The sequence below is a fragment of the Pseudomonas sp. UBA5568 genome (genome assembly GCF_002425525.1).
GTDB lineage: Bacteria > Pseudomonadota > Gammaproteobacteria > Pseudomonadales > Pseudomonadaceae > Aquipseudomonas > Aquipseudomonas fulva.
Window position 1 is genome coordinate 40,806 of record NZ_DIMK01000040.1, and the last position, 13,127, is coordinate 53,932.

At 62.0% G+C, this 13,127-nt stretch carries 13 protein-coding genes; 10 read left to right on the forward strand and 3 right to left on the reverse strand.

Annotation, left to right across the window (positions count from 1 at the left end; translation table 11 throughout):
- Positions 1-281: 281 nt before the first annotated feature.
- Positions 282-1,016, reverse strand: a complete 735-nt coding sequence (locus B2S33_RS12620; RefSeq protein ID WP_028686571.1) for a secretin N-terminal domain-containing protein — start codon at positions 1,014-1,016, stop codon at positions 282-284.
- Between the two features lie 208 nt (positions 1,017-1,224).
- Here B2S33_RS12620 and B2S33_RS12625 point away from each other — a divergent pair, with 208 nt between their 5' ends.
- Both B2S33_RS12625 and B2S33_RS12630 read left to right on the forward strand, forming a co-directional pair.
- A complete protein-coding gene (locus B2S33_RS12625; protein ID WP_288650393.1) occupies positions 1,225-2,931 on the forward strand; it encodes a S8/S53 family peptidase in 1,707 nt (568 codons plus the stop codon).
- An 85-nt stretch (positions 2,932-3,016) separates the two neighbouring features.
- Positions 3,017-4,459, forward strand: coding sequence for a SulP family inorganic anion transporter (locus B2S33_RS12630; RefSeq protein ID WP_288650395.1), 1,443 nt, complete (start codon positions 3,017-3,019; stop codon positions 4,457-4,459).
- A 36-nt stretch (positions 4,460-4,495) separates the two neighbouring features.
- Here B2S33_RS12630 and B2S33_RS12635 read toward each other — a convergent pair whose 3' ends face one another.
- Positions 4,496-4,921 (reverse strand): hypothetical protein, encoded by a 426-nt coding sequence (locus B2S33_RS12635; protein WP_028686568.1) that lies wholly within the window; start codon positions 4,919-4,921, stop codon positions 4,496-4,498.
- A 177-nt stretch (positions 4,922-5,098) separates the two neighbouring features.
- Here B2S33_RS12635 and B2S33_RS12640 point away from each other — a divergent pair, with 177 nt between their 5' ends.
- Positions 5,099-5,401 (forward strand): hypothetical protein, encoded by a 303-nt coding sequence (locus B2S33_RS12640; protein ID WP_027916244.1) that lies wholly within the window; start codon positions 5,099-5,101, stop codon positions 5,399-5,401.
- Positions 5,402-5,414: 13 nt separating this feature from the next.
- Here the strand turns inward: B2S33_RS12640 and B2S33_RS12645 are convergent, their stop codons facing one another.
- Positions 5,415-6,662 carry a 2-aminoadipate transaminase gene (locus tag B2S33_RS12645; RefSeq protein ID WP_288650397.1) on the reverse strand — a complete coding sequence of 416 codons (1,248 nt, stop codon included), beginning with the start codon at positions 6,660-6,662 and terminating at the stop codon, positions 5,415-5,417.
- Positions 6,663-6,995: 333 nt separating this feature from the next.
- On the opposite strand from B2S33_RS12645, the gene B2S33_RS12650 reads away from it, so the two are divergent.
- The 7 genes from B2S33_RS12650 (at position 6,996) to pgsA (ending at position 13,038) form a co-directional block, all read left to right on the forward strand.
- Positions 6,996-8,378, forward strand: a complete 1,383-nt coding sequence (locus tag B2S33_RS12650) for an amino acid permease (protein WP_288650399.1) — start codon at positions 6,996-6,998, stop codon at positions 8,376-8,378.
- A 57-nt stretch (positions 8,379-8,435) separates the two neighbouring features.
- Positions 8,436-8,933: a PaaI family thioesterase gene (locus tag B2S33_RS12655; RefSeq protein ID WP_027916241.1), complete on the forward strand. Its 498-nt coding sequence runs from the start codon at positions 8,436-8,438 to the stop codon at positions 8,931-8,933.
- 37 nt (positions 8,934-8,970) lie between these two features.
- The gene (locus B2S33_RS12660) at positions 8,971-9,414 is read left to right on the forward strand and encodes a GNAT family N-acetyltransferase (RefSeq protein ID WP_027916240.1); all 444 of its coding nucleotides are present in this window, start codon (positions 8,971-8,973) and stop codon (positions 9,412-9,414) included.
- Between the two features lie 109 nt (positions 9,415-9,523).
- The gene (locus tag B2S33_RS12665) at positions 9,524-9,913 is read left to right on the forward strand and encodes a helix-turn-helix domain-containing protein (protein WP_110606571.1); all 390 of its coding nucleotides are present in this window, start codon (positions 9,524-9,526) and stop codon (positions 9,911-9,913) included.
- A gap of 63 nt (positions 9,914-9,976) precedes the next feature.
- Positions 9,977-10,615, forward strand: a complete 639-nt coding sequence (gene gacA, locus B2S33_RS12670) for a response regulator transcription factor GacA (protein WP_027916239.1) — start codon at positions 9,977-9,979, stop codon at positions 10,613-10,615.
- Between the two features lie 5 nt (positions 10,616-10,620).
- Positions 10,621-12,444 carry an excinuclease ABC subunit UvrC gene (gene uvrC / locus B2S33_RS12675; protein ID WP_027916238.1) on the forward strand — a complete coding sequence of 608 codons (1,824 nt, stop codon included), beginning with the start codon at positions 10,621-10,623 and terminating at the stop codon, positions 12,442-12,444.
- A gap of 33 nt (positions 12,445-12,477) precedes the next feature.
- Entirely contained in the window at positions 12,478-13,038 is a 561-nt protein-coding gene (pgsA, locus tag B2S33_RS12680) for a CDP-diacylglycerol--glycerol-3-phosphate 3-phosphatidyltransferase (protein WP_023534788.1), read from the forward strand.
- Positions 13,039-13,127 lie beyond the last annotated feature (89 nt).

The following is a 13,127-nucleotide window of genomic DNA, read 5'->3' on the forward strand; positions in this document are numbered from 1 at the left end:
GTGACGCACTTGAGTCCCTCGAAACCACTTGCTCGGTGCAGTCGCAACCTCGTCGAACGGCCTTATGGGCTGTACGGACACGGGGCGCCTCCACGGTGACGGAGGGCGCCCCAAGGCCCTTGCCAGGGCCCCTGATTAGCGGGAGCGAGGCCATCATGCCCTCGCTAAAAAGTGTCTGTCAAACGTTTTGTAGTGCTTTTTTGGGTCTACTACATCTTTGGTCTAATACGACTCATCAGTCAGTTCAGAGGCCTTTGGTCGAGGCCGCAGACTGTCTCGGATCAGTCCAAAACATCGACTTTTACCCGCACTGTCATGTTTTTTCCCCGTTCAGTGCTGTAGGTATGGCTTCCGGTACTAAAGCCGGCCTGGCTCTGCTGGTTATACCCGGCCATATCGATCCACTCACCCACCTTGCCGGTGAGAGTTGTGTCGGTGCTTTGAACATCCACTACATCTGCACGTTCGCGGCTGATGCGATCATTATTAGTGCTGATCTGCAGGCGAACGGTGTCTCCAGTTAGGGTCGGTGTTACGTAAAAACCCTGGGTTACATTGCGGTATTGGGTATCGCTCTGCACACGCCCATATCCATCGGTACTGGAGCTGGTTACGGGGATGCTCTGGCCGACCTGAACCAGCGCTGGCTGACCTTCGCTGGCCTGGATCTGCTGCACGCCGCCGTCGCGGTTGGAGGTGCCGCGGCGGATGATCTTCGCGTTGCCGCGCGTATCCTGAAATTGGCTGTCGCTGGTGTCGACGCTGATCAGCAAGCGTTTGGCGGCGGTGTCCAGTTGCTTGAGTAGCTCACGCAGTTCGCCAATGCGTTGCGGGCTGGCATTGACGATGAGTTTGTTCTCGAAGGCGCTGACAGTACCGTCCTGGCCGATGAAGGCTTGCGCGGGCGGCAGCAACTCGGCGCTGCTGCGGTGCTGCAGTGGCACGACCTCAGTTTGGGCTTGTGCGGTCAGGCTGACCAGCAGTGCCAGCGAGATGAAAAGCGGGCGTGTGGACATGGGCAGGGTCTCCGTAAAAGGTGAGTGTAATCGCTGCATCGGCAGCACCCGAACTTCCTGAGCCATTTCGCAGCAATTGATGCCTGGGCCCTCAGTAGTGCCCACCTGTGGCTCGGCCTCCACAAGGAGGGTCTTGAAGGGCAGGGTAACGGCTGAACCTTGGCAGGGGCCGTGGGTCGCAATCACAGGTTATCCGAGGACGACTGTCATGAAACGCTGGTTCATCGTATGGGCGTGCTTGTGGAGCGCCGGTCTGCAGGCGGCGCCTGATACGCTGCGCATCCAGCAACTGCAACGCTGCGGTGATCGACTGAGTGCCGAGCGCCAGCAGTGGTGCCTGCGCGTGACCGGCCTAGGTGAACAGGCGCCAACGCTCAAGGTTGGGGGTGTGGCGGTACCTGCTGGAGCGTTGGAGCGCCAGGGGGACACGCTCACGCTGACCCTTGAACACCCGTCTGGGCCAAGTGCGCCGTTGTGGCTGGAGGTCGACGGGCAGGCCAGCAACCCTGTGTGGTTGACCCGTCAGCGCAGCCATGTGGTCGCCGCAGGCCCCGATGAAGTGGCCAAGAACATGGACGGCCTGACCACCTACCTGAATCTGGTCAGTGTGCTGATAGAGGAAAGATACGACGGTCTGCAGGAGGCGCGGCGCATTGCCGACAAGTACGGGGCGCAGGTGGTGGGTGCCATAGCGCCACTGAACGTCTACCAATTGCGCTTGCCGGTGCACGACCTGGTGCAACGGGACGCCATGATCCTACGCATGGGCACGGAGGTCAGTGTCGATGCGGTGATCGTTGAAGAGTCGGCTCCCGAGCGGGGCGCGGAGGGGGACGGGCGCGCCGAACCGGCCATCACCCAGGCGGACGAATGGGCCGCCAACCGCTTCATGGACGCCCTGTACTACTATCAGCGCCGCATCCCTGCATCCAGAATTCCCGTCCAGCCTGTGCGGGTGGGGGTGATCGAAAGGGGTGTGGACTTCGATGCGCCTGGCTTCAAGGGTTATCGCGGCGCCTGCCAGCACGGGCAGACATGCGTGTATGCCAGGGACGTCAGCGAGCCTGCTAGCCATGGCACCCACGTGGCGGGCATTTATGCCGCCCAGGACGAGGGGTTTCTCGCTGGCCTGGGCAAGGCCAGCCCGGGGTTCGATGTGATCGTCGACCGTAATTCCGATGCCGGTATCACGGCCAATATCGCTGCATCGGTCAACCTGGTGCAGGACGGTGTGCGGGTGCTGAATTGGAGTTGGGGCATCCACCGAGTAGGTGCGCGTAACATCAAAGGGGATGAGGTCGATTCGCTGGTCCGTTCCGGGCTGGCCATGAGCGGTTACGAGGAGCTGCTCGAGGAGTTCTTCCTGTGGCTGCGGGCCAAGCATCCGGATGTCATCGTGGTGAATTCGGCGGGTAATGGGGCTTCGTGGTCGGGCACGGACGAATATCGGCTACCGTCGTCATTCGTCACCGAACAGTTGCTCGTGGTGGGCGGCCATCAGCGCAGTGAACACGCTGTCCCGGTCAATGACCCGCGCCATGTGCGCAAGCGCCACAGCTCCAACATCGACAGCCGCGTGGATGTCAGTGCCGCTGCATGCCTGCGGCCCTCCGGCGCAAAGCCCCATTGCGGCACGTCCTATGCCACGCCTTTAGTGGCGGCCACCGTGGCCGCGATGCTGGCGATCAATCCGGCGCTGACCCCAGCGCAGGTGCGCATGTTGCTACGGCGTAGTGCGCTGACCCTTGGCGAGCAGCAGGATTTCGAGGCGATGGATGCCGAGGACCTGACTGCCCCCATCTTGCCGTCGGAGCGAGGCGGGCGCCTGGATGATCCGGACCTTGGGCGGTCTGCACGGCTGGACATGCAGCGTGCCCTGGATTTGGCGGTGCAGAGTCGCGATCGGGTGCGCTGATCGGTGGCTCCTGCCTGACAAATTCCGTAACATCGCGCCTTTACTTTCGCGCTCCGTCCGTTCTGGACCGTCACTCAGGAAACCCATGAAACCCGCTCGCCTACGCGCCGACCTGCTGGCCGGCTTGACCACCTCGTTTGCTCTTGTGCCCGAATGCATTGCCTTCGCCCTGGTGGCACACCTCAATCCATTGATGGGCCTTTATGGCGCATTCGTCATTTGCACGCTGACCGCGCTGTTTGGCGGTCGACCTGGGATGATTTCCGGTGCCGCGGGCTCGATGGCCGTCGTGATCGTCGCGCTGGTGGTGCAGCACGGCGCGCAATACCTGCTGGCCACGGTGTTGCTCGGGGGCGTGGTGATGATCCTGTTCGGCGTGCTGCGCCTGGGCAAGCTGGTCAGGCTGGTGCCGTACCCGGTAATGCTCGGCTTCGTCAACGGCCTGGCGATCGTCATTGCCATGGCCCAGCTGGAGCATTTCAAGCAAGGCGAGCGCTGGCTCGACGGCGCGCCCTTGTACTTGATGGTCGGCCTGGTGGGGTTGACGATGGCGGTGGTCTACATCCTGCCCAGGCTCACCCGCGCTGTGCCACCGGCGCTGGTTGCGATCCTAGGCGTAGGTCTGTTGGTGTACCTGTTCGACCTGCCGACGCGCACCCTGGGTGACATGGCCCACATTGCCGGTGGCCTTCCGCAGCTGGCTTGGCCGGCGGTGCCCTGGACCCTTGAAACGCTGCAGATCATCGCCCCTTACGCCGTGTTGATGGCCATGGTGGGCCTGCTCGAAACCCTGCTCACCCTCAACCTGACGGACGAGATCACTGAAAGCCGCGGCTTTCCGGACCGCGAGTGCGTCGCGCTCGGGGCGGCCAACATGGTGTCGGGATTGTGTGGCGGCATGGGCGGATGCGCCATGATCGGGCAGACGGTGATCAACCTCAGTTCCGGCGGGCGAGGGCGACTGTCCGGGATGATGGCCGGGGTGATGATCCTGTTGTTCGTGCTGTTCCTTTCGCCATTGATCGAGCGCATCCCCTTGGCGGCCCTGGTAGGCGTGATGTTCGTGGTAGCGCAACAGACGTTCGCCTGGACGTCGCTGCGGGTGCTGCACAAGGTGCCGGTGAACGACATGCTGGCGATCATCGCCGTCACCGTGGTGACGGTCTTCACCGACTTGGCCATGGCCGTGCTGTTCGGCATCGTGATCGCGGCGGTGAACTTTGCCTGGCAACATGCGCGCGAACTGTACGCCGACAGTCATGAAGACGAGCACGGGCACAAGCGTTATCAGGTGCACGGCACGTTGTTCTTTGCCTCGACCGCGCCGTTCCTGAACCAGTTCGACCCGGCCAATGATCCGGCCGAGGTGACCTTGGACTGCCAGCACTTGAGCTTTGTGGACTATTCGGCCATTGCCGCGTTGAAAACTTTGCGCGAGCGCTATGCCAAAGCCGGCAAGCACCTGCGGGTGGTGCATTTGTCCGAGCGTTGCAAGAAGCTGCTCAAGCGGGCCGGCGAACAGCACTGAAGCGCCGGCCCGCCGAGGGTACCGCAGGCCAGGGTCTCAGTCGGTCGGGGCCTGCAGGTGCCACTGTCCGTCGGCTTCACGGGCCAGCCCGCTGGCGGGCAGCAGGGCGAGCAGGCGCGGGTGCAGCGCTGCATCGGTAAAGGTCTGTACGGTGCTCAGGTCGAGCATGCCGGACAGCGTCAGATCAGCCTTGGTGTAGGACAGCCAAGCCTTTTTCAGAACTTGGGCCATGTCGCTGGCGGCGGTACTGGCGAAGCGGCGATGCCATTGCCGGCCGTCGAACGAAAACGTGTGCGCCAGGGCGTAGGCCGTCTGGTCGGCGCCTTCAAGGCAACGGTGGCAGCGGCAGGGTCCCTCGCCAAACGCATTGCGCAGGTAGCTGTTGAAATCCACGACCGGCTTGAGGGACAGGCGTTTGTCGACGTCGAACAGGTCGGCGATCAGGGGTTCTTCGGCGCTCACTCGGGATCCTCGTATGCTAGGGCGTGTATCGGCCGGCACCCTAACAGATCATGGCGAGCAGATCACCTGTGTTGGCCTGTCCCGTGCGGGCTCAGCAGGCGAACGCTAGAGACAAGGCGTGACGGCTGCCGTACTCTACGCGCCCCTATGCCCACCCACGTTTCGAGGTAGACCCGCTTGAGCAACCAGTACCCGTACATCGCCACCATCACCATCAGCGCCGAAGACCGAGGCGGCGACATCGAAGCCTCGGAAAACGCCAGCATGCGCGTGGGCCTGGAGGCGGTGACCGAGACCCTCAAGAAGGTGCATTTCGTCGGTACGCTGGCCGCGCCGGAAAAGAACGCCACGCACATCTGCGTGACCCTGGAAAACGGCCTGACCTACTATGGCCCGATCGTCAACGGCCACGCCGAGCTCGAAGGCGGCTGGATTGCCTTCGAGTCCGACATGCTTACCCCGCAAGAGCTGGGTCTTTAAGACCCGTTTCTTCTCAGTCGAGCTCTGCCAGGCACTGCTCGAGCACATCCAGGCCTTCCTCGAGCACGTGGGCCTCGATGGTCAGCGGTGCCAACAGGCGGATGATGTGCCGCGCCTTGCCGCTGGGCATCAGCAGCAGCCCCCTGGCGCGTGCCGCTTCAATCACCTTTTCCAGCTGCGCCGGTGCCGGGCTGCCGTCGGCATTGACGAACTCGATCCCGCGCATGGCACCGACGCCGGTCAGGCGGCCGAGGAACGGCAGGCCCATCGCCTGCCAGTGTGCGAAGCGGCGCACGATTGCCTGCTCCTGACGTTCGCCCCAGGTAGCGATGTTCTCGTCGGTCATCTGCGCCAGGCTGGCCAGGGCCGCTGCGCAGGCGATTGGGTTGCCTGAATAGGTGCCACCCAGGCCGCCCTTGGGCAGCGCTGCCATCAGTTCCTTGCGCCCGACCACCGCACCCAGCGGCATGCCGCCGGCAATGCTTTTGGCCAACAGCAGCAGGTCGGGCTCAAGCCCCAAGCGCGGGAAGGCGAAGCGCTGGCCGGTGCGGCCGAATCCGGACTGGATCTCGTCGATGATGATCAGGATGCCATGGTCGTCACAGAAGCGGCGCAGGGCCTGGGCAAAGCTTGGGTCAAGGGCGAGGAATCCGCCTTCGCCTTGCACCGGCTCGAAGATGAACGCCGCCACGTCCTCCACTGCCAGTTCGACGCTGAACAGGCGGCCCATCGCCTTGAGGGCCTGTTCGCAGGTAACCCCGTTGTCGGCGCTGGGGTAGGGCATGTGGTACACCGGCCCCGGCAGTTCGCCGACCCGCTGCTTGTAAGGGGCCACCTTGCCGTTGAGGTTCAGGGTGGCCAGTGTACGCCCGTGGAAGCCGCCGTCGAAGGCGATGATGGCGCGCTTGCCGGTCGCCGCGCGGGCGACTTTCAGGGCGTTTTCCGCTGCCTCCGCGCCGCTGTTGGTCAGCATGCCGGCCAGCGCGTAATCGACCGGGATGAATTGGCTCAGTTGCGCCATCAGCTCAAGGTAAGGGGCATGCGGCGCTGCATTGAAGGCGTAGTGAGTCAGGCGGCTGGCCTGAGCCTGTATGGCCTGAACGACCGCGGGATTGCAATGGCCCAGGTTCAGCACGCCGATGCCGCCTACGAAATCGATGTAGCGTTTACCTTGCTCGTCCCACACCTCGGCGTTGCGGCCATGTGAAAGGGTGATGGGATGAACGATGGCGATGGATTGGCTGATGCAGTCGTGGTTCATGGGGCAGGGACCTATGGGCGATGTACTGCCAATCCAAGCGCGTGTCATCAGGGGGTGCAAACGAATTATTGGATTGCTTTCATTCCTTTGATTCTTGATGTATTCGAGTCAGTCATTAACGCTCTGCGAGCGATGAACTCGGAGCCTTATGAACTGACCTTCACGACATAGGCCTGCAGGCCAGTTTAGAGAACGTGTTCCTATGTGTAAGAGCACGTGATCATTCCTTGAGGGAATCACGTAGTGATAAAACGTCGTTTGTGACGCCCCGGCCAAGCCCCAATACTGACTCGGATCAAAAAATGACCGTGCGATCCAGTCAGAGGGTTCAACATGGCTTCCACGAACAACAAGAAACAGCGTTCCTTGCAACATGGCCTGACTTCGCGCCAGGTATCGATGATTTCCATTGCCGGCATCATAGGCGCCGGGCTGTTCATTGGCTCCTCCAACGCCATCGCCACGGCAGGCCCGGCCATTCTCATGTCCTATGCCATGACCGGGCTGCTGGTGTTGCTGGTGATGCGCATGCTGGGTGAGATGGCCATTGCCAACCCTAACAGCGGCTCGTTCTCCACGTACGCCTCGCAAGCCATCGGCCCGTGGGCAGGCTTCACCATCGGCTGGCTGTACTGGTGGTTCTGGGTATTGATCATTCCAGTCGAGGCCATCGCCGGCGCTGATATTCTGCATGCCTACTTTCCCGGGGTGCCTTCCTGGCTGTTCGCCTTCCTGATCATGCTCGTGCTATCGGGCACCAACCTGATCAGTGTCAATAACTTCGGCGCGTTCGAATACTGGTTCGCGTTGATCAAGGTCGTGGCCATCGTTGCCTTCATCGTCGTGTGTACCTTGGCGGTGAGTGGGTTCTGGCCCTTGGCCGAGGTGTCCGGGGTCAGCCGACTCTGGGATGCTGGGGGCTTCATGCCCAATGGCTTTGGCACCGTACTGGGCGGCGTGCTGATCACCATTTTTTCGTTCTTTGGCGCGGAGATCGTCACCATCGCTGCCGACGAGACGGCCAACCCCAAGGACAAGATCCGGCGTGCCACCAACCTGGTGGTGTATCGCATCGCGATCTTCTACCTGGCTTCGATCTTTCTGGTGGTTTCGCTGGTGGCCTGGAATGATCCAGGGCTCAAGGCAGTCGGCTCGTTCCAACGCGTACTTGAAGTGCTGAACGTGCCTGGTGCCAAGCTGCTGGTGGACTTGGTGGTGTTGGTAGCCGTGACCAGTTGCATGAACTCGGGGCTGTATACCGCCTCGCGCATGCTGTATTCGCTGGGTGCTCGCGGGCAGGCCCTGCCCATGACCCGGCGTATCTCAGGCTCCGGCGTGCCCACGGTCGCGGTGATCCTCTCGACGTTGGCAGGGTTTGCCGGGTGTCTGGTCAACTACGTGTTCCCAGGCAAGGTGTTCGGCTTTCTGCTGTCCACCACCGGTGCCATTGCGCTGCTGGTGTATCTGGTCATCGCCGTGTCGCAATTGCGCATGCGCGCCCGCGCAGAGCGGGAAGGGCGCCCGCTGGAGCTCAAGATGTGGTTGTTCCCATGGCTGACCTGGCTGGTGATCGCCACCATCGTCCTGGTGCTGGGATACATGTTGGTCAGCGATGCCTACCGATACGAAACATTGATGACAGCCGGGGTCACGACGTTCATCCTTGTAGTAGCGCTGGCCAGGCGCCCCGGCAAGGCGAGCCTGCAAACCGCGTGACCTCTCTGCTTTAATGAGGGCGTAGCGCGCCCTCATTACAACAAGCACAGGAAGCGTATGAACGATCAAGCCTTGAGCCTGCAGGCAGTGGCTGCCCCGGATGGCATTTGCTATGGCTGTGGCAGCGCCCATCCGGGCGGGCTGCATGTACAAAGCCATTGGGCCGAAGACGGCATTCATCTGATCTGCCGGCACACCCCCGACGCTACCTTTACCGGCTGGCCGGGGCTGGTCTACGGCGGATTGCTCGCGATGCTGGTGGACTGCCACTCCAATTGGACGGCCATGGCCTACCACTATCGAAACGAAGGCCGGGCGCCTGGCAGCTTACCGCGTATCGACTGCGTCACTGGCCGCCTGGGGCTTGAGTACCTCAAACCAACCCCTATGGGGGTTGAGCTGCTGCTCAAGGCTCGGGTTGAGGGGGAAGTAGCACGCAAAAGCCGGGTGATCTGCGAGGTGTGGGCCGATGGGGTGCTCACTGTCAGGGCCGATTCGGTGTTCGTCCGTGTCGATACCGATAAGTTGCAGCGCCAGGCCCATGCAAGGGCGTGAGTTCCTTACGGCCAAGCCTGCCTGAGCGGGAGAACGCGTGATGCTGCAACTGACCCCTGCCACTGACAGTGACCTTGCGTTCGCCCGCGACCTGACGCGCCGTCTCATGCTGCCGTATTACCACCGCTACGACCTGCTCTGGGTGGAGCAGGCGTTCGATCAGGCCTGGCAATGGCGCGAGCAGTGGCTGGTGACCGATACCGACGCCGTGTTGGGTTTCTGCAGCCTCAGCCAGGATAGCCAGGCGCTGTTCATCCGGGAGTTGCATTTGCTTCCCGCCCACCAAGGGCAGGGCGTTGGTAGCTGGGTGCTCGAAACGCTTGCGCATTGGGCAGCCCAACGGCGCCTGGCGTTGCTCAGGCTGATGGTGTTTCGCACCAATCCGGCGCGCAGGCTTTACCAGCGACGAGGCTTCGTCGAAATGGGTGAGGATGACTGTTTTGTGCGCATGCAGCGCACGATCGATTGCTCAGGACAATGATGCCTTGTCCCAACCGGCTGGCAGCGGCATAGTGCCCTGTGTGAGCGACGCGGAGGTAAGTGCGGACGTGGCGCTGCTCGGAGATACCCAGGGACAAGGAGACGCCCGGATGAATGGAATCGGCCCCCGGCTGCGGGAAGAACGTGAACGGCTGGGCATGACCCAGCGTGTATTCGGCGATATCGGCGGGGTGGAACCCAACGCGCAGGGCAAGTACGAGAGTGGGGAGCGCACGCCACGTGTCGATTACCTGGCCGCCGTAGCGGCCAGGGGGGTTGATGCGCTGTATGTGCTTAACGGGGTGCGTACCCCTGTACCCTTGCACGGGCTTAGTGCGCAGGAGTCGGACGTGCTCAACGCGCTTCGGCGCGTCGCTGAAGCCGACAGGGCGGCGATTTATCACCTGTTGAAACGTCTGTCCGACGACAGGCATGAGCATCCGGGGCGTATAAGTTCGGACGCCGGTCGTCAGCCGTTTCTGACGAAAGCAATGCGCTAGGCCGGTTGTGAAAAATTTTGTTAAGGTGGCGGCATCCAATCGCCCTGCTGAAGAGGTGTGTGCTTGATTAGGGTCCTAGTGGTCGACGACCACGATCTGGTACGAACCGGTATTACGCGCATGCTGGCCGACATCGACGGCTTGCAGGTGGTAGGTGAAGGGGACTCTGGCGAATCGGCGCTCAAGCTTGCGCGCGAGCTCAAGCCAGACGTTGTACTGATGGACGTCAAGATGCCTGGCATCGGCGGCCTTGAGGCCACACGCAAGTTGCTGCGCAGTCACCCTGACATAAAGGTGGTGGCAGTGACCGTGTGTGAAGAAGACCCGTTCCCCACGCGCCTGCTACAAGCAGGCGCGGCCGGCTACCTGACCAAGGGGGCAGGGCTCGATGAGATGGTTCAGGCCATTCGCCTGGCATTCGCCGGCCAACGTTACATTAGCCCGCAGATCGCCCAGCAGTTGGCGCTCAAATCGTTCCAGCCACAGGGCTCGCCGTTCGATGCGTTGTCCGAGCGTGAAATCCAGATTGCCCTGATGATCGTCGGCTGCCAGAAAGTGCAGATCATTTCCGACAAGTTGTGCCTCTCACCCAAGACCGTCAATACCTACCGGTACCGGATCTTTGAAAAACTCTCGGTCACCAGTGACGTCGAACTGACATTGCTGGCCGTTCGCCACGGTATGGTTGACGCAAGCCTGTAAACCTCATGTCTGAAGTCTTTGATGCCAGCGCATTCCTGGCGACCTGCAGTGGTCGCCCGGGTGTGTACCGAATGTTCGATGCCGATGCGCGGCTGCTCTACGTGGGCAAGGCCAAGAACCTCAAGAAGCGCCTTGCCAGCTATTTTCGCAAGTCCGGGCTGGCGCCCAAGACCGCTGCGCTGGTCAGCCGCATCGCTCAGGTGGAAACCACCATCACCGCCAACGAAACCGAGGCGCTGTTGCTGGAGCAGAACCTGATCAAGGAGTGGCGCCCGCCGTACAACATCCTGCTGCGTGACGACAAGTCCTACCCTTATGTATTCCTCTCCGACGGTCAGTTTCCACGGCTTGGCATTCATCGGGGCGCGAAGAAAGCCAAGGGGCGCTACTTCGGCCCTTACCCAAGTGCCGGGGCCATCCGCGAGAGCCTGAGCGTGCTGCAGAAGACCTTTCTGGTACGGCAATGTGAGGACAGCTACTACGCCAACCGCACCCGCCCGTGCCTGCAATACCAGATCAAGCGCTGCAAGGGGCCCTGTACCGGCCTGGTCAGCGCCGAGGAATATGCCGAAGACGTGCGCCACTCGGTGATGTTCCTGGAAGGGCGCAGCCAGCAGTTGGGCAACGAGCTCAATGCCGAGATGGAAAAGGCCGCCATGGACCTCAATTTCGAAAAGGCGGCCGAACTGCGCGACCAGATTGGCCTGCTGCGCCGGGTACAGGACCAGCAATACATCGAAGGGGGCAGCGGCGAGGTCGACGTCATCGCCGCGTTCGTCAACCCTGGTGGCGCTTGCGTCCACATGATCAGCGTCCGTGGTGGGCGTGTGCTGGGGAGCAAGAACTTCTTCCCGCAGGTCGGTATCGAGGAAGACGTCTCCGAGGTGATGGCGGCTTTCGTTTCGCAGTACTACGTCGGCAACCCGGAGCGTGAGTTGCCGGGGGAGCTGATCGTCAACGTGGTGCACGAGGACTTCGAGGCCATCACCGAAGCCCTCAACGCCCTGCGCGGCCGCGAGCTGACCATCAGTCACCGAGTGCGTGGCACCCGCGCGCGCTGGCAGCAGTTGGCAGTGACCAATGCCGAGCAGGCGCTCAACGCGCGCCTGGCCAACCGCCAACACATGGCCGCACGCTTCGACGCACTGGCTCAAGTGCTGGACCTGGACGAAGTGCCGCAGCGCTTGGAGTGCTACGACATAAGCCATTCCAGTGGCGAGGCCACGGTCGCCAGCTGCGTGGTGTTCGGGCCGGAGGGGCCGATCAAGTCGGACTACCGGCGCTTCAATATCGAAGGCGTGACTGCCGGCGACGACTACGCCGCCATGCACCAGGCCCTGACCCGTCGTTACGGGCGCATCCGTGATGGCGAAGGCAAGCTGCCGGACGTACTGCTGGTGGACGGGGGCAAGGGCCAGTTGAACATGGCGCGCGATGTGATGCAGGAGCTGGGTTTCAGTGAGCTGACCCTGCTTGGCGTGGCCAAAGGCGTTACGCGCAAGGCCGGCTTCGAAACCCTTTACCTGAACGATGTGCACAACGAATTCACCCTCAAGGGCGATTCGCCGGCGCTGCACCTGATCCAACAGATCCGCGACGAGGCTCACCGCTTCGCGATCACCGGTCACCGTGCTCGTCGCGGCAAGGCCCGGCGAGTGTCGAGCCTGGAGGATGTGGCAGGCGTCGGGCCCAAGCGCCGGCGCGACTTGCTGAAACATTTCGGCGGCCTGCAAGAGCTCAACCGCGCCAGTGTCGACGAGATTGCCAAGGCACCGGGCATCAGTAAAAAGCTTGCCGAGTCGATTTATGCCAGCCTGCATAGCGAGTAGAATGCCGGGTTCAACCCGCAGCCAGTCGTACCGATGAATATTCCAAACCTGCTCACCGTTCTACGCGTTCTGCTCATCCCGATTTTCATCCTGCTGTTCTACATGCCGTTCCACTGGAGCTACATGGCCGCCAGCAGCGTATTCGCCGTCGCCGCCGCCACCGACTGGCTGGATGGTTACCTGGCGCGTCGGTTGCAGCAGAGCACCCCGTTCGGTGCGTTCCTGGACCCGGTGGCCGACAAGCTGATGGTCGCCGTTGCGCTGGTACTGCTGGTGCAAACCCACGCCAACTTCTGGCTCACATTGCCCGCTGCAGTCATCATCGGTCGCGAGATCGTGGTGTCGGCGCTGCGCGAGTGGATGGCCGAGCTGGGCGCGCGGGCCCATGTGGCCGTGTCCAACCTGGGCAAGTGGAAGACGGCTGCACAGATGCTGGCGTTGGTGATCCTGCTGGGCAATCCGCCAGCGGTGACTTTCTGGGTCATTCTGGGTTACGGGTTATTGTTAGTGGCAGCGGGTTTGACCCTCTGGTCGATGGTGCACTACTTGGTGGCCGCCTGGCCGCACCTGCGCGAAGGCTCGGAGCAGAAATAAAAGTTTTTTTGAATCAAGGGGTTGACGCGGTTTTGGATATCGCTAAAATGGCACCCATCACGACGCGGGAATAGCTCAGTTGGTAGAGC

Excerpts from the sequence above, each read along its gene's own strand:
- B2S33_RS12655 (WP_027916241.1), top strand. The coding sequence starts at position 8,436 with ATGAACGATCAAGCCTTGAGCCTGCAGGCAGTGGCTGCCCCGGATGGC.
- B2S33_RS12650 (WP_288650399.1), top strand. The coding sequence starts at position 6,996 with ATGGCTTCCACGAACAACAAGAAACAGCGTTCCTTGCAACATGGCCTG.
- B2S33_RS12665 (WP_110606571.1), top strand. The coding sequence starts at position 9,524 with ATGAATGGAATCGGCCCCCGGCTGCGGGAAGAACGTGAACGGCTGGGC.
- B2S33_RS12645 (WP_288650397.1), bottom strand. The coding sequence starts at position 6,662 with ATGAACCACGACTGCATCAGCCAATCCATCGCCATCGTTCATCCCATC.
- B2S33_RS12620 (WP_028686571.1), bottom strand. The coding sequence starts at position 1,016 with ATGTCCACACGCCCGCTTTTCATCTCGCTGGCACTGCTGGTCAGCCTG.
- B2S33_RS12625 (WP_288650393.1), top strand. The coding sequence starts at position 1,225 with ATGAAACGCTGGTTCATCGTATGGGCGTGCTTGTGGAGCGCCGGTCTG.
- pgsA (WP_023534788.1), top strand. The coding sequence starts at position 12,478 with ATGAATATTCCAAACCTGCTCACCGTTCTACGCGTTCTGCTCATCCCG.
- B2S33_RS12630 (WP_288650395.1), top strand. The coding sequence starts at position 3,017 with ATGAAACCCGCTCGCCTACGCGCCGACCTGCTGGCCGGCTTGACCACC.
- uvrC (WP_027916238.1), top strand. The coding sequence starts at position 10,621 with ATGTCTGAAGTCTTTGATGCCAGCGCATTCCTGGCGACCTGCAGTGGT.